This is a genomic window from Methylobacterium sp. ME121 (genome assembly GCF_000974725.1).
GTDB lineage: Bacteria > Pseudomonadota > Alphaproteobacteria > Rhizobiales > Beijerinckiaceae > Methylobacterium > Methylobacterium radiotolerans.
The window spans coordinates 1-14560 of sequence record NZ_BBUX01000030.1; the positions used below are offsets into that span (position 1 = coordinate 1).

Annotated in this window: 15 protein-coding genes and 1 pseudogene; 10 read left to right on the plus strand and 6 right to left on the minus strand. The window is 69.6% G+C overall.

Annotated features, from left to right (window positions below):
• The 3 genes from ME121_RS18510 to ME121_RS18520 form a co-directional block, all read right to left on the minus strand.
• A partial coding sequence (locus ME121_RS18510; protein ID WP_491892849.1) for a hypothetical protein occupies positions 1 to 360 on the minus strand: 360 nt, incomplete at its 3' end.
• A gap of 149 nt (positions 361 to 509) precedes the next feature.
• Complete coding sequence (locus ME121_RS18515; protein ID WP_059409416.1) at positions 510 to 1496, minus strand: hypothetical protein; 987 nt, start codon at positions 1494 to 1496, stop codon at positions 510 to 512.
• A gap of 977 nt (positions 1497 to 2473) precedes the next feature.
• Positions 2474 to 3136, minus strand: a complete 663-nt coding sequence (locus ME121_RS18520) for a hypothetical protein (RefSeq protein ID WP_059409417.1) — start codon at positions 3134 to 3136, stop codon at positions 2474 to 2476.
• 515 nt (positions 3137 to 3651) lie between these two features.
• On the opposite strand from ME121_RS18520, the gene ME121_RS18525 reads away from it, so the two are divergent.
• A complete protein-coding gene (locus ME121_RS18525; protein WP_059409418.1) occupies positions 3652 to 4404 on the plus strand; it encodes a hypothetical protein in 753 nt (250 codons plus the stop codon).
• Between the two features lie 219 nt (positions 4405 to 4623).
• The gene (locus ME121_RS18530) at positions 4624 to 5205 is read left to right on the plus strand and encodes a toll/interleukin-1 receptor domain-containing protein (RefSeq protein ID WP_043075269.1); all 582 of its coding nucleotides are present in this window, start codon (positions 4624 to 4626) and stop codon (positions 5203 to 5205) included.
• Positions 5206 to 5227: 22 nt separating this feature from the next.
• On the opposite strand, the gene ME121_RS18535 is transcribed toward ME121_RS18530, so the two are convergent.
• Positions 5228 to 5584, minus strand: a complete 357-nt coding sequence (locus tag ME121_RS18535) for a hypothetical protein (RefSeq protein ID WP_043075268.1) — start codon at positions 5582 to 5584, stop codon at positions 5228 to 5230.
• 97 nt (positions 5585 to 5681) lie between these two features.
• Between ME121_RS18535 and ME121_RS18540 the strand changes: the two genes are divergently transcribed.
• On the plus strand, positions 5682 to 5894 hold the full coding sequence (locus ME121_RS18540; protein WP_043075267.1) for a DUF2188 domain-containing protein: 213 nt from the start codon (positions 5682 to 5684) through the stop codon (positions 5892 to 5894).
• Positions 5895 to 5921: 27 nt separating this feature from the next.
• Here the strand turns inward: ME121_RS18540 and ME121_RS18545 are convergent, their stop codons facing one another.
• Positions 5922 to 6131, minus strand: a complete 210-nt coding sequence (locus tag ME121_RS18545) for a hypothetical protein (RefSeq protein WP_043075266.1) — start codon at positions 6129 to 6131, stop codon at positions 5922 to 5924.
• Between the two features lie 208 nt (positions 6132 to 6339).
• Here ME121_RS18545 and ME121_RS33800 point away from each other — a divergent pair.
• Both ME121_RS33800 and ME121_RS18550 read left to right on the plus strand, forming a co-directional pair.
• Positions 6340 to 6435, plus strand: a pseudogene (locus tag ME121_RS33800) (arsenic resistance protein ArsH); the annotation flags it as partial.
• A gap of 93 nt (positions 6436 to 6528) precedes the next feature.
• Positions 6529 to 7125: a hypothetical protein gene (locus tag ME121_RS18550; RefSeq protein WP_059409419.1), complete on the plus strand. Its 597-nt coding sequence runs from the start codon at positions 6529 to 6531 to the stop codon at positions 7123 to 7125.
• A gap of 127 nt (positions 7126 to 7252) precedes the next feature.
• Here ME121_RS18550 and ME121_RS33805 read toward each other — a convergent pair whose 3' ends face one another.
• Positions 7253 to 7945, minus strand: a complete 693-nt coding sequence (locus tag ME121_RS33805) for a DNA-binding protein (RefSeq protein ID WP_089231478.1) — start codon at positions 7943 to 7945, stop codon at positions 7253 to 7255.
• Positions 7946 to 8201: 256 nt separating this feature from the next.
• Between ME121_RS33805 and ME121_RS18560 the strand changes: the two genes are divergently transcribed.
• From ME121_RS18560 to ME121_RS18580, 5 genes are all read left to right on the plus strand, one after another.
• Positions 8202 to 8756 (plus strand): metallophosphoesterase family protein, encoded by a 555-nt coding sequence (locus ME121_RS18560; protein WP_059409420.1) that lies wholly within the window; start codon positions 8202 to 8204, stop codon positions 8754 to 8756.
• Positions 8753 to 9550: a metallophosphoesterase gene (locus tag ME121_RS18565; protein ID WP_059409421.1), complete on the plus strand. Its 798-nt coding sequence runs from the start codon at positions 8753 to 8755 to the stop codon at positions 9548 to 9550. The genes ME121_RS18560 and ME121_RS18565 overlap by 4 nt, the downstream gene beginning before the upstream one ends.
• Before the next feature lie 133 nt (positions 9551 to 9683).
• Positions 9684 to 10457, plus strand: coding sequence for a sigma-70 family RNA polymerase sigma factor (locus ME121_RS18570; RefSeq protein ID WP_059409422.1), 774 nt, complete (start codon positions 9684 to 9686; stop codon positions 10455 to 10457).
• Complete coding sequence (locus ME121_RS18575) at positions 10454 to 11086, plus strand: hypothetical protein (protein WP_043075262.1); 633 nt, start codon at positions 10454 to 10456, stop codon at positions 11084 to 11086. The genes ME121_RS18570 and ME121_RS18575 overlap by 4 nt, the downstream gene beginning before the upstream one ends.
• Positions 11073 to 14501, plus strand: coding sequence for a UvrD-helicase domain-containing protein (locus ME121_RS18580; RefSeq protein ID WP_059409423.1), 3429 nt, complete (start codon positions 11073 to 11075; stop codon positions 14499 to 14501). The genes ME121_RS18575 and ME121_RS18580 overlap by 14 nt, the downstream gene beginning before the upstream one ends.
• The last annotated feature ends 59 nt before the right edge of the window (positions 14502 to 14560 follow it).

The following is a 14560-nucleotide window of genomic DNA, read 5'->3' on the forward strand; positions in this document are numbered from 1 at the left end:
GGCGCCGCAGGCGCCGATAGCCGGGGGCGGCGCCGCGGCGGCCGGATCCGCGGCGAACGCGCCGCGCCAGGTCGCGAGGGTGCCGGCCGCCGCCTGCGGCCGAGGCCGACCCTGCGGGAGGACAGCCGGGGGTGTCCCGGAGGCGGCCGGGCCGGGCCGCCCGCCGTCGGGGGCGGCCGCGACCGTCCGGTGGCCCGAGACGTTGCGGCACCAGGACGCGACCATCCCCGCCGGGGAAACGGCGACATGGATCCCGGTCGCCCGCTCCCGGAACAGGTATCCGTCGGCGATCGCCCTGACGAACTCATGGGTTTCTGCGGCGAAGGGGGTGGCACACATGGCGTGTCTGCTCTCGGTCATGGCAAGATCCTGGATCGGCGGCGGCGATCCCGAGGGTGGGGCGGTCGCGGCCGTTCCGTCGGGGCGAGGTAGGCCCCGGCATGCGATCCGGGGCGCGGCGGGCGGCGCCCCGCCGACCGACGGTCGGCGCAGGCGGGACTGCGGCGCGGTCAGCCCGCGGTCGCGGCAATCTTCTCGCCGTCCGGGTCGAGCCACCGCCGAAGATGTTCGGCGAGGCCGCGGATGCCGGAGATGCCCATGTGCGCCGCGACCTTGCGCAGGAGTCGTTCGGACGGATGCCGCTGAGACGCGCCGGTCGGCACGTAGTGGATGCTGACCCCGAGGGCGTGCGCCGCCTCGCGGAACGACGCGCTATGGAACGCGCGGGCGTTGTCGACCAGGACGGCGGTGGGGGCGAGGGCCGCGAGTCCGATCACCTCGACGCCCGCGGCGGACACGCCGCCATGGAGCAGGCGCACGAACTCGCCCGCTTCGAGGGACCGTCCGAGCGCGGCCCCGAACGGGCGCCCGCCGCGGTCCCACGCGAGGGCCAGGTCTGCCGTTTCCCCCGAAGCGTCCCGCAGGCGGACGATGTCCATGCGAACCGCGCCCTCCGGAAGCCGGGGGTCGGGGCGTCGCGCGCCGTCGATCCTGCGGAAGCGCCGCGGGGCATCCGCAGGATCGACGGCCGGCTCGGCCGCGCGTCGATGTGGGGCTTGGCGGGAGCGGCGCGGTTCCGGGACGACCGTGCGCGTGGGCGTCGTCATCGACACGACGCCGTGATCAGGCGTCGTGCCGGGCTTCGCCGGTCTCGCCGGCCCCATGACGTCCGGCAGCTGTGCGCCGTCGCCCATCCGGACAGGCCTGACGGGCGTCGCCGTCCCGCGGCTGCGCAGCACCGGGATCAGAGCGGCGGGGTCGCGGCCGGCGCCTTCGTACCGGCGGCACCATGCGGCCACGGTCCGGGGGGCCGGCGGCTTGCCGCCGACCTCCGCCGCGACCTCCGCGACGACGGCGGAGACCCTGGTCAGCGCGGGCCGCCGGGCCAGGCCTTGCATCGCGCGGACGTAGACGAGTCGCCGTTCGACTTCGGCGGCGAGACGCTCGCTGGGGGCGGGCGCGGCGTGGCGGGTGGGAAAGTCGTTCTGGGGGGGCATGGATCTTCCTTGCCTGGCGGTTTGCGGGACGAGCGGATGCCGGGCGGGCACGGGGCGGCCGCCGACCGGCGGCTTCGGGCGCCGCTGCACGGGCGGACCCGTGCGGGTCGTCGTCGTACCGCCGCGGCCCAAGAGGGACGCGGACGGACGGGGGCACATCGGGAACGGGCGGGCTCGCGCGGCGTCGATCGGCTGGCGCCGGCGGGGCGAACGTGCCGCCTGGATCCGGCAGACCGGAGCGGCCCCGACCGGAGCGTGCGACCAGGACAGGTCGGGATGCCCGCGGTCAGTCAGGGATGTATGTTTGGGGGAGGGTTGAGCGCGGGCGGATATCGCAGCTGGGCTCACGTTTGCGGTACATGCGGAAGCGGATGTATGCAAGTGAGAAAATGCCCTAAGGTCCGCTAGACTGTGGATAAGGCGTTTTGTACATCGTTAATACTATCTAAGGATCGACGAACGGCGCGGCCGGCTTCGTTCGCGTCCGGTCGCGGGGAGAAGCGCGCCGGCGTCCCGCCGATCGGCTCGGTCGAAGCTGCGCGACCCTTCGGAAGCGGGCGGCCCCGCGTACGGTCCGCCCGTCGAAGCGACGCCGCCCGATCGATTGATCGACCGCCACCGCGAGGCTCGCCCGCACACTGCGGCGATTCCGGGCCTTGCCCGTCGCAGGTCGGACCGCGTCGACATCGGCGGCGGTGAAGAAGCAGGAGCCGCGGGCGTCGGGCCGCCATGCGTGGGGCATGGTCGGTCCCCGCGGGCCCGGCCTCTCCTTCGCCGACGCCAGACCGCGCTGCCGTGCTCCGGCCGGTTCCGCGGCGGCGCGGGCATCCCGGGCGACGGTCGGATCCTCCGCGGGATGGCGCTCCAGGTCGCGGCGGGGCCGCACCAGGGGGACTCCCACACGCCCTCCGTGCCGGCCATCTCCGGCCCCGTGGGCTGGCGGATCCCGTCGTCGGCCCGGGCCTCCGGCCGAGCCCCTAGCCGTTCATGACGATCTGCCAAGCGGCCGCGCCGGGGCTGACTTCCGGGCTGACCGCGCCGCACGGTTCGACCCCGTGGAAGCCGTTTTCCATCATGAGCAGCAGGCCGTGGGACTCGCCGTCCAGGGTGAAGACTTCCCAGACACGGATCGCGTCGCCGGCGCTGTGCCGGCGGGCCTCGTAGACGGGATGCGTGAGCCAATCGACCACCGGGTCGAGCACGACGGTGACGGCGGAGCCGGCACGCGTGTCGTCATCGTATTCGTCGGGGGCCATCGCGCGAACGAGGCCGCGCCGATCCTGTCGCGCCAGGTCGACGTCCGCGTCCCATCGCTGCGGCCGATCCACGACCCGCATGGGTCCGTCCAGGGGGAACAGCGCGACGCCGCCCGCATCCCGCGCCACGGCGAGGCGGCGTCCCGCCATCGTCACGAGCACCCGCGTCGCGTCCGCGCCACCGCCTCGCCGAACGGTCGCGGTCTTGTCGGACTCCAGCGCGCGAACGATCTCCGCGGCCCGATCCGAGGTCCGCCGGTTTTCGCCGTGATCGATCGCGAAGGTCGACGTCCCCGACGCGACCGCGCGCCTCACGCGCTCGAATGCCTCCAGCCGATCGCGATGCAGCGGCGGCCTTCGGGGGATCTGAGTGGGCTCCGGCATAGTTGGTGACTCCTGGTGCGGGATGGTCGGCACCCGCATTCCCCCGCGTGGCCAGGCGCCTGGTCCGACTATGGCCAGGGCGGAAACGGGGTCAGGGACGCCGTGAGCGAGCCGGTTCCGAAGGTGGCGCGATGCGTAGGCGCCGCGGCCATGGGCCGATCCGCGTCTGGCCGCGCAGGCCCTGTGGCGGTTCCGGGTCGGGGGGCAGCAAAGCCGTTCTGGCCGACGCTGGCGATCGCGGATTGAGCGGATGGTTAATGGGCGGCCAACTCCAGGACTTCGCTGGCTGGGCCGCGCGCCTGATAGCCGATCCAAAGATCCGCTTTCGGACATCTAAGTTCCGCGTCGGGTCAGCCTAGAGTAAAGCGGGCCGCCATCACTTGATGACGGCCCGCTGCCTTTGAGCGTGGGCGGCGCCCGAATCAGCCGTCACCGGCGTTCGTCGCTGAAGGTTTTTTCGATCTCCTTTGGACGAGCGTCCCGGGTCACCTTCCCCTTGTCGGAAGGAGAACGTCATGAAGTCCAAGGAAATCATCGAGCGCCTGGCAGCCATGCCGCCTCGGCCGCCGGGGGTTCCTGCCGTGCCGTCCATCGAGCTGGTCGCGATGGTGACCCGGATGGGACGAAGCCTGAGACAGTGGAAGAAGGAGACCCTGGCCGATTTCGCCTGTGTCTCGTTGTCTACGATCGAACGCGTCGAGCGCGCCGAGCCGGTCGGCGTTGAAAGCCTGGACAGGGTCGCCCTCGCGCTCGGCTATGAGAAGGGGGCCTTCACGGCCGCCCGCATTCCCATTCCACGCGAGCAGGCCGCCGCCGAGTTCGTCGAGGAAATGGGTAACCTCGAAGCGGTTCCGGTACGGCCCTTTCTGACGCACCGGCAGGTCCGGATGGTCGCCGGCACGCAGGCGTTCTTGATCCATCGTCCGGAACTCGGGCCCGCCTACGACGCCGACGTCGAAGCCCTGACGGAATGGATCGATCTGGTTTCATGGGTGATGGGGCCGCATTCCATAGGCGGCGGCGAGTTCAACCGCAGGCGGGATCTATGCGGGAATGTCCTTGCATCGGTGTCCGAGTTGCGAAGGAGAGGCGTGACCGTGCTGGTCGGCGTGATGGAAGCCCCTATCCCCGGTATCCCGGACTGGAAGGTCGCGATCATCTCGCTGACCCCCCGTCTTTCGGATCCCGGGGCCACCAACCGGCGGACCATCCTCGTCGACAGGCGCTTGGTCCAACCAGGACCGGGATATCTGCCCCACCTCGCCTAGGCCGACGACCGAAACCCTTCCGGTTTGGGAACAAACCGGGTCCAGGGAGCATGACTCGCGACCTTGGCCGCTAGCCAAACGGGGGCAACGATGCGCGCCCGCGCTTCCTTATCCACACGGAAGGCCGTCCCCCGGCCCAAGGCGGCACGGCCGCCGGCGCGCACGACGAGGCCGTCCGGGCAGCCCGGCAGGAAGGAAAAGTCCGAGGTCAGGATCTTCGTGTCCTACTCGCACATGGACGCCGACGCGCGCAGGAAACTCGAAACGCATCTGGCCCCCTTGAAGGGCGACAACGTCTCGACTTGGTTCGACGGCGACATGAACGCGGGCGACAAGCTCGATACCGCCATCGCCCGGGCACTCAGGAACGCTCACGTCTTCGTCGGCCTGCTGAGCCCCGACTATCTGGCGAGCCACTACTGCTGGAAGATCGAGTACAGGCGCGCCATGAACCGGCGTGCCCGCGGCACAATGCGGGTGGTCGCCGTCGTCGTCCGGCCCTGCGACTGGAAGTCGACCCCGGCCGCAGGCTTCAAGCTGCTCCCGGAAGACGGGCGGGAGGTCACCCGCTGGCGCAGTGCGGATGCCGCCTATCTCAATGTCGCTCAGGGCATTCGACGCGTAGTGGCCGCCGTCCGACGGGAAATCGCGGCGGCTTCGCAGCCGGCCAAGCCGAAGCGGGCCGCCGCCAAGGCCACGGCGAAGGCGGCCGCCAAGGGTTCGGCGCCGCCGAAGGCGAAGAAGCCACGTGCCCGGGCGAACGTGGCACGCAAGCCTTCCAAAGCGGGCACCAAGACCTGATCCGCCCCGCGGCGGAGGTAGCCTAGACGTAGCCCGGGTTCGGCTGCGCCCAGATCAGCTGAAGTGTGTTCCCCTTGACCTCGATCTTCAGGGCCGTGAGGTCCTCCAGCGCCTGAGCCATGCCTGCGACGGCCGCCTTCCCGAAGCCGTAGGCCGGGATCTCCAAGGAAGGCCGCTTGCACTCGGCCATCGACACCGCTTCCTGGACGATCTGGCCTATATTCGTCTCGACGAAGTCGACGCCGGCGTCCCGGCCATACAGCTTCACGTCGCGGAACAGGTGGTGGACGCCGCCGTCGCGCGACATCTGCAGGGAGGCGTTCGACATCGCCCGGCGGTGGGTGTCCTGAACCTTGGCCTTGATCTCCGTAGGCGTCACGGGGTTCTCCCTTGGCGTGGGTCAAATGGTTGACCCGTGCATTGAAAGCGTGGCGGCCAGCCATCACGTCACGCCTAGTTGGTGACGGAGACTGCCGATGACCAAGCCAGGAAACATCTACGTGGAGCCGCGCGAGGACGGCGACTTCGCCGTGCGCCGCGAGGGATCCAAGCGCGCGAGCGCCATCACGCCGACCCAGAAGGCGGGGATCGAGCGGGCTCGCGAACTGGAGCCCGACAAGAAGCCGAACGTGGCGCGGGTCCGGAACACGAAGGTCGGCGGTCCCGACCAGTTTCGGAAGACCCGATAGTCCACGGCCGTCGGATCGCGACCTTCGTCAGCGAAGGGTTGCGCTCTCGTCAGGTTCGAGATGCCGGTCCGCTCCGCCGGGACCGCCCGACGAGACGTGGCCATTCAAGCGCTCCAGATGCTCGAAGACATGCTCGAAGGCGGCCGTGATGGCTGCCTCGAACGAGCCGTCCGCCTTGCCCCGGGCCTGCTTCAGGCCGCTGAGCAGTTCGCGATGCTTTTCGGTGTCACTCGACATGATGCGTGCTCCCGCCGGGCAAACCGCCCGGTCCTCGAAGCCAAGTTCTCGCGTATCGTCGGGTTCCGGACGGTGGATGAAGCGCGCCAATCAGGAGCGACAGCCTTCGCGACGCTTCCCGCCGTCGGGAGGTCAAACGCTGTTTTTCGGATCGGGACCGCACACGCGCCATAGGGCGGCAGCCAGCCCGACATTCCCCAGTGCGGGTACCCGCGAGCGCGCCGACCGCTACAGCGAGCGGAAAGAACGGGAGCCCGAGCGCCTGAAGGCGGTCGTCGCCGACATCGGCTTCGTGAAGCGTTGAGGAACCGTCCGGCCCGATCACGCTGCCCCTTCCCGATCATGCCGCGATCGGGTCAGGTTTCGAACGGGACGATACGATCGGGGGCATCGGAGCATGGACGAACCGGATAACGGGGCAGCAGCCGCGCCGAGCCCTCGCGACGAAGCCGAATTCCATCGGTTCACGCGCCTTCAGCTCTCCTGCTCCGATTTCGCGCAGGCCATGAGCGCGGCCACCTTCCTCCTGCAGGAACTGGAAGACGACGTCGTCTACGGCCTGCCGGCCTGGCGGAAGTTCCGTTGCTACGAGACAACGATGGTCGTGGCCTACGCACGACCGTTCTCGCAATCCAAGGGACGGGTCCCGAAGCTCGGCTGGAAGGCGCTCGGCGTCGAACTGTCCTCGGCCGAATTGGCCCTGCACGAGAAGGTCGTCGCCCATCGCAATAGTCTCTACGGGCATTCCGACGCCGACGCCGTGGAACTACGGATGCTGTATCTCCACGAGGTGTTCAATCACAACGGCGCGGAGATGAACTTGTTCATGCCGCGGTTCGAGGAGCGGCCGCGCTTCGACCTCGATGAGATCTTCCGCATCTACGAGCTTTGCTCGAAGCTGAACCACCATGCCTTCATGGCGTGTCAGGATCTCGGCAAGCGGTTTCGCGATCGCTTCGAGCCCCTGCCCATGAATTTGAGCGATCCCGATTGAGCGGTTCGCTGGCCGGCGGTCACAGAGAAACGCCGGGCGGATCCGTCGTCTGCGCCCGAATATGCCGGCGCGGATAAAGTCGGCACAATTCCGGCGGGCCAGCCGGCAACGACCGTGGCCGCTTCGCTCAAGTTGGGGGAGCCGCTTCCCTGGCGCGGCCGAGCGTCGGGAACGTGCCGCGCGAGAATCCCGTCTCGCCGCGCTCGAAATACCAGCCGTGGCTCACCCGCACCGACATCTTCTTGTGCAGTGTCCTCGGCGTCAGCGGCTCCCGGCGATCCGCCGCCCCGCGCACCGTCGCCGGCTTCAGGAGCCGGAGGATCTGCGCCGCGGTCATCGTGCCGGAGGCGGGCAGGATCTCGTAGATCTCCCGCATGACGCGGTCCCAGAACTCCTCCGACCGGCCCCGCTCCAGCCGCGCCTCGGCCCGCGTGACGCTCTCGCGCAGCCCCGCGATCTCCGCCTCGGCCGCGTCCAGACGATCCAGCGCCTCGGCCAGCAGTTCCTCGCTCGCACGCACGGTCACCGCCAGGTTCTCGCGGTCCCGGGTCAGCCGCGCCGCCGCCTCGGCCTGCGCCGCCGCCCAGAGATCCCCCGCCACCTTCGCCAGCGCATCCTGCAGCGGCACCGGCAGCTCTTTGATCTTCAGCGCTGGCGCGTAGCCCTTCGCCGCCTTCCACTCCGCCAGCGCCGGCCCGACCTCACGGTTCGAGCCGCCCTTCTTCAGAAGCGGGATCAGCGTCCGCAGCGACACGCGTCCGGTCCTGGCTAACAGCCCGTCCGCCGCCCTGAACAGTTCCTGCTTCCGCTGCTCATTCATGGCTCGCCCCCCACCAAGCCACGAGCATCACCCAAGATGGTTAACGAGCCTATGGATTTCGGTAGCAAATCATGGTCGCGTTACCGCTACCGCTACCCCACCGAGTCGCGCTCCTTGCGCCCCGGGACCGTCCAGGGAATAAGGACCGCCCCGACCCAGGAGCCCGCCATGATACGCATCGGTCGTCCCACGCCCCCCTAAAACCCGGAGCGCGAGACCACCTGCGTCGAGCCTCCGCCAAGCGCGCGAGGCTCTCATGCCCCCTCGGATCCTCTTCTCAAGCGACCATCATTTCGCGCACCGGGCCACCCTTGGCGACCGGCTGGGCCTGCGACGCCCCTTCGACACGATGGAGGCCCATGACGAGGCCCTGATCGTGCGTTGGAACGCCGACGTCCGCCCGGGCGACACCGTCTGGCACCTCGGCGACTTCTGCTACCGCTGCTCCGAAGCCAAGGCCCGGGAGATCTTCGCGCGACTGAACGGCGCCAGGCGCTATCTCGTTCGCGGCAACCACGACCGCATCGGCGCGCGCCTGCCCTGGGACGGCATCTTCGACGTCGCCCACGTGCAGGTTCCGCTGCCGGACGGGTCCGTCCAGGGCGTCTGGTGCAGCCACTATGCCCACCGAGTCTGGCCCCGAATGCACCGCGGCGACATCCATCTCTACGGCCATTCCCACGGCACGCTGCCCGGCACCGCGGCGAGCACCGACGTCGGCGTGGACTGCTTCGGCTTCCGCCCGGTCACCCTGGACGAGATCCGCATCCGCCTCGCCGAGAACGCCGCCAACGACGGGAGGGCGCCATGACGCAGAAGCTCTGGGTCTTCAGCGACCTCCATCAGGAATGGCCCGAGAACGCCTGGGATCCGGCGGCGCACGCGCCGCCCGACGGCTTCGACGTGGCCGTCGTCGCGGGCGACGTCCATACGCCGCTCGTGCGCGCCATCGACTGGCTCGCCGAGCGCCTGCCCGACGTGCTGGTCGTCTACGTTCCGGGCAACCATGACTTTTGGTGGGACCGGGGCGAGGACCGCTACACGCTCGTCGACCAGCTGTCCCGCGGCCGGGACGTCACCGCGCGCCACGGCATCCACCTGCTGCTCGACGACGCCGTCGTCATCGGTGGCACGCGCTTCGCCGGCGGCACGCTCTGGACCGACTTCCGGCTCGGCCCCTTCGGGCTTCACGCCGCCATGCGCGCCGCCCAGGGCCGCGGCGGCATGAACGACTATCGCCGGATCCGGAACGGGCCGCGGTCACGGCACCGTGTCGAGCCGGGCGAGATCCTCGCCCTGCACAGGAAGACGCGTGTATTCCTGGAGGCGACGCTCGCGACGGCGCACGACGGCCCGACGGTCGTCGTCACCCATCACGCGCCGCACCCCGACAGCCTGCCGCGTCCGCACGAGGATCTCGGCTGGTGCTACGCCTCGGATCTGCGTGACCTGATCCACGCGTGCGGCCCGGACCTGTGGGTCCACGGCCACATCCACCGGAGCGTCGATTACCACGTCGGCCGGACCCGGATGGTCTGCAACCCGCGCGGCCACCACGAGGAAGCCAGCGGCTTCGAGGATGGTCGCACCATCGACCTGCCTTGATCGGCCACCGGAAGGTCAGCAGGGCCGCGCACTCCGAAGACGCACTTCGGGGAGAAGAGGACACGCCCGACGTTTCGAGCTTGGCGGCGAATCATCTTGAGGTAGCATTGCTCGAACGCGACACGGATCCGGCATGCCGCCTCCTCTCACGAAGCGCAAGAAAACGGGGGAACTCTATGTCAGGACGGCTTCCGTCGACGCCGCCATAGACCGTGCCGCAGGGCTCGATCTCGACGCCGTCATCCGCGAGGCCCGCGTCGACGATCGAGGAGCGCCGGGCTTCATGGAGCCCGAGTGCCTGCTCCACCTCGTCAGGTCGACCCGCCTCGACAATTCCGATGACCGCTTCGCGCAGCTGTTCGAGATCCTCCTCGATCGGGTCGCCCGGTCGTTGAAAGGATCCATCCGGCCGAGCTCCCTCTACGATCCCGAGGAGTTGCGACAGGAGGTGGCCGACAGGTTCGTCGACCTCCTGGTGGAGGACCGAAACCAGCCTGGGGACGGTCTCGACTACTTCGAGGTGCGTTTCGCAAGCGCGCTCGCCGCGTTGCGCATCGACGTGCTGCGCGCGTCCGGACGCCTCGCCGCCAAGGAAGATCACGTCGAGGACATGCACGACCAGGAGGGTCAGCCACTTCCCGCGCTGGCCAAGCAACTCAGGCAGTTTTTCCAGGCAGAGGGCGCCGAACAGGAAAAAGAACATTTCCGGAACGAGCTTCTTCGGGCGATCGACCGTTTGCCAGACCACGAAAGGGTGGCTGTCACGCTCGTCCTCAAGGGGCATCCCATCGAGGGCGACGACGCGGAAACCATTGCGAAGCTTTGCGGCGTCTCCGACCGGGCGATACGGTATCGCCTCCAGAAGGCGTACGAGAAGCTGCGTCGTGAACTCGGAGAGGGACGATGACGACGACCAGCACCGCGCGCGGCGCGCGCGACGTATTGATGATGTTCGCGACCGAGGGTGAGCCGACGCCGAGACGCCTCGAAGCGTATGCGAAGGATCACCCCGAGTTGCGCCGGGAGCTGACGGAATTGGCGGTCGAGATGGTGCTGGAACCCTCCCGCCCGCTACCGCCCGCCGATGCCTCGACAAAAGCTACGGTGGCGTCCGCATGGGCCCGTTTCCAGGCCGGAACAAGGTCGGACGTCGAGAGAGCCCCCGTGCGCAGCGCGGCGGCGTTGCCGAACGTCTTCGCCGGGTTCAGCGGGGCGGCCTTCCCGCGATTGGCGGCGCGCCTGGATGTGACCCCGCTCTTTCTGATCAAGATGAAGGACGGCCTCATCGAGGCGGCCCGCTTCCCGAGGGCTTTCTCGAAGCTCGTCGCCGATGAGGTCGGGCATGAAGTGGACCTCATAATAGCCAGCCTCGGACGACCCTCCGCGATACCCCGCGGCATGATGGCCAAATCGGACGGGAAACCGGAAGCCGGGGCGAAGCAGAGCTTCGAGGAAGCCGTCGCCACGTCCGGCCTGACCCCCGAGCAGCAGGAACGGCTGCTCAACATGGCAAGGGCCGAACGTGGATCCGATTGAGGCCGCGAGGAAACGAGCTGCACGCATCCACCGGGAGATCGTCGCCGACGGCGGTGATCCCTGGCAGCCGTTCGACATCGTCGTACGTGCCATCGCCACGCACGACCTGTGGCATCAACCGGTGCAGGCCGGCGACGTGTCGCTGCATGGATGCAAAGCGCGCATCGATCCCGACACGAAGGGGATCCTGTACGGCGAGACTGGCACGGCGGGTGGCGACGCCCTGTTGATCGGGCACGAGCTCGGCCATGTGGCGATGCACGGCTGCACGGACCCGGTCCTCACCCACCACACCGATCCCAGCCGCTCGGCGGAGAGCGGCACCGCCGTCGAGAAGCTCGTCGACTATGGGCGAGGCGAGCGTCGGGAGGTCCAGGCCGACCTCTTCGCCCGCGAACTGGTGCTGCCACGATCGGTCGCGCGCGATCGTCACGCGGAGGGCATGAGCGTCGCGGACATCGCCGCCCGCCTCGGCATCACGGAAGACGTCGTCACCCAGCAATTGCTCGATGCCCTGCTGCTTCCGCCGGTCCCAGACGCGGTCGCCGTCCCCTCCGGCGGTGCGCCCCGGCGCGACCCCAGCCAGGACATCGCCGTGGCGCACCGCGGCAGCCCCTATCTCCTTCAGGCAGGCCCGGGCACGGGGAAGACGAGGACCCTCATCCGGCGTGTGACCAGCCTCATCGACGAGGGCGTCGACCCGAACGGCATCCTCGTCCTGACCTTCTCGAACAAGGCGGCCGGCGAGCTGATGGACCGGCTCGCCCTGTCCCATCCCGAGGCGGTCGCCTCAGTCTGGATCGGAACCTTCCACGCCTTCGGCCTCGACATCGTCCGCCGCTTCCACGATCGGCTCCGGCTCCCTGCGAGCCCGCGCCTCGTCGACAAGGCCACGGCCATCACGATGCTCGAAGGGGTGATCCCGAGCCTGGCCCTGGACCACTACCGCGATCTCTGGGATCCCGAGGAGAACCTCGCGGACATCCTCGCCGCCATCTCGCGGGCCAAGGACGAACTCGTCGATCACGTCCGCTACGCCGAGCTCGCCGAGGCCATGGAGAGAGCCGCGACCGACGATGCGACACGCCTGCGGGCGAAGCGCGCGGCCGAGGAGGCACTCGTCTACGCGGCCTACGAACGCCTCCTGGCGGACAGCGACGCCCTGGACTTCGGCGACCTCATCATGAAGCCGGTTCGCCTGATGGCCGACCATCCCCAGGTCGCCAGGGCCTTGGCGCTCCGGCACCGTCACATCCTCGTCGACGAATACCAGGACGTGAACTTCGCCACCGTGCGCCTGATCGCGGCACTCGCGGCGGACGAGGGCGAGCGCCTCTGGATGGTCGGCGACGCCCGCCAGTCGATCTACCGCTTCCGGGGCGCGACCTCGGCGAGCATGGGTGCCTTCAAGGACGACTATCCCAAAGCGACGGACGGCGCACTGACCGTCAATTATCGCTCCCGCGGCGAGATCATCGACACCTTCTCGGCCTTCGCGTCGAGCGTCGAGGCCTTCCGACGCCTCGGCGATCTCCGCCTCACCCCCGATCGAGGAGCCTGCGGCCGGCGACCGGTCATGCACGAGGCCGGCACGCCCGACGACGAGATCGCGCTGGTCGCCGCCTCCGTCGCCGAGGCGAACGAAGGTGGGATCGACTATCGCGACCAGGCGATCCTCTGCACGGCCAACGACCGGCTCGCCGCGTTCGCCGCCGGCCTGACGGCTCGGAACATCCCCGTCCTCTACCTCGGGCCCCTCTTCGAGCGGCCCGAGATCAAGGACCTGCTCAGCCTGCTCGCCCTGTTCCACGATCCCCGCGCCGCGACGCTGGTGCGCGTCGCCATGATCCCGGAGGTCGCGATGGGCCTCGGCGACGTCGCCCTCGTCGCCGTCCACCTCAGGGAGGCGGCCGGCGGCCCGCTGGCCTGGCTGGAGGACGCCGACGCGCTCCCCGGCTTGAGCCTCGCCGGGCGTGAATCCCTCAGGCGCCTACGCGACGCCTGCGGCGGCTTCGAGGCCCGCGCCCATCCCTGGAACGTAGCGAGCGCCCTGGTGCTCGACAGGCTCGGTATCGCGCGCCGCATCGGCGGGGCCACGACGCTGGCCGACCGGATGGCCGGCGTCGCGGTCTGGCAATTCCTCAACTTCCTCAGATCCCTGCCGATCGAGGGGGAGTTCCCGACCTCCGAGGTCTCGCGTCAGATCAGGAGGTTGATCCGGCTGAACGAGGAGCGTTCGCTGCGCCAGTTCCCGGACGCCGCCCTGGAGCTCGATGCCGTCCGGCTGATGACCATCCACGGCAGCAAGGGCCTCGAATTCGACCTCGTCCATGCCCCGGGCATGATCGCGACGGGGCTGCCCAGAAGCGCGAAGGCGCCGGACTGCCCGCCGCCGGACGGTCTCATCGCCGGCAGCGCGGGCCTGACCGGCCTCCAGGCCAGCGTGGCCGGCCACGAAGAACAGGAGGCCTGCCTGTTCTTCGTGCTGCTCTCCCGCGCGCGGGACGGCCTGCGCCTCTACCGCTCCACGCTTCAGAAGGGTGGAGCGAGGAGGCGCAACCCGTCCGCGTACAACGCCCGGATCGCCGCGACGCTGGACCCCGCGCCCCCGATCGCTCCTCTCCCGGCACCGCCGGCTGCGGCCGCGCCGCCACCGGTGGCGGTGGCCTGGAGCGTGCCGGTCGAACTCGATCACCAGCACCTCGATTCCTACGGGAAGTGCGGCTTGCGCTTCCTCTACACCTACGTCCTCGGCCTCGGCGGCCGACGCGACGAGAACCCCTACATCCGGATGCACAACGCCGTCCGGGCGATGATCGATTGGCTCGACCGGAACTTCGACGCGGCGCAGGCCGAGCCGGCGGGCTTCGCGGCGGCGTTCGACGGTGCCTGGGAGAGGCACGGGCCGGCCGAGCATGGCCACGCCAACGCCTATAGGCAGATCGCCGAGGAGATGCTCCGCTTCCTCGTGGGCACGCGCGCCGAGGAAGGCCGGCAGCCCCCCAGGGCCCTGCGCCTGGGCGCCGGCGGCGGACATGTCCTGTCACGGGCGCACGACGTGGTGCGCACCCGTGACGGCCGCCTCGTCGTGAGGCGCGTCGCCACGCGCAAGGCCATGGCCTCGCTTGAGAAGGAGATCGAATACGCGATCCTCGATGCGGCCGCCGAGCAGGCCTTCGGCGAGCCCGTGACGGTCGAGGCGATCCACCTCACCGGCGCGACCCGCCGACCGGTCCCGCCCGACAAGCGGGCGGAACTCGTGGCCGCCGTCGCCCAGCACATGGCCGACATCGGCGCTGGCCGCTTCGCCCCCAATCCCGGGCGCGGTTGCCTCCGCTGCCCGCACCTGTTCGCCTGCCCTGGCCTACCGGCCGGCGGCGCCTTCGTGCGGCACCCCCTGTCCAGGGAGCGCTGAGGCTCGGCCGGCCGGCAAGATGGCCGCGATCAATCCTGGAAAAAAAGTGAGCGCGGCCG

Excerpts from the sequence above, each read along its gene's own strand:
- ME121_RS18515 (WP_059409416.1), bottom strand. The coding sequence starts at position 1,496 with ATGCCCCCCCAGAACGACTTTCCCACCCGCCACGCCGCGCCCGCCCCC.
- ME121_RS18520 (WP_059409417.1), bottom strand. The coding sequence starts at position 3,136 with ATGCCGGAGCCCACTCAGATCCCCCGAAGGCCGCCGCTGCATCGCGAT.
- ME121_RS18525 (WP_059409418.1), top strand. The coding sequence starts at position 3,652 with ATGAAGTCCAAGGAAATCATCGAGCGCCTGGCAGCCATGCCGCCTCGG.
- ME121_RS18540 (WP_043075267.1), top strand. The coding sequence starts at position 5,682 with ATGACCAAGCCAGGAAACATCTACGTGGAGCCGCGCGAGGACGGCGAC.
- ME121_RS18545 (WP_043075266.1), bottom strand. The coding sequence starts at position 6,131 with ATGTCGAGTGACACCGAAAAGCATCGCGAACTGCTCAGCGGCCTGAAG.
- ME121_RS18550 (WP_059409419.1), top strand. The coding sequence starts at position 6,529 with ATGGACGAACCGGATAACGGGGCAGCAGCCGCGCCGAGCCCTCGCGAC.
- ME121_RS33805 (WP_089231478.1), bottom strand. The coding sequence starts at position 7,945 with ATGAATGAGCAGCGGAAGCAGGAACTGTTCAGGGCGGCGGACGGGCTG.
- ME121_RS18560 (WP_059409420.1), top strand. The coding sequence starts at position 8,202 with ATGCCCCCTCGGATCCTCTTCTCAAGCGACCATCATTTCGCGCACCGG.
- ME121_RS18565 (WP_059409421.1), top strand. The coding sequence starts at position 8,753 with ATGACGCAGAAGCTCTGGGTCTTCAGCGACCTCCATCAGGAATGGCCC.
- ME121_RS18570 (WP_059409422.1), top strand. The coding sequence starts at position 9,684 with ATGCCGCCTCCTCTCACGAAGCGCAAGAAAACGGGGGAACTCTATGTC.
- ME121_RS18575 (WP_043075262.1), top strand. The coding sequence starts at position 10,454 with ATGACGACGACCAGCACCGCGCGCGGCGCGCGCGACGTATTGATGATG.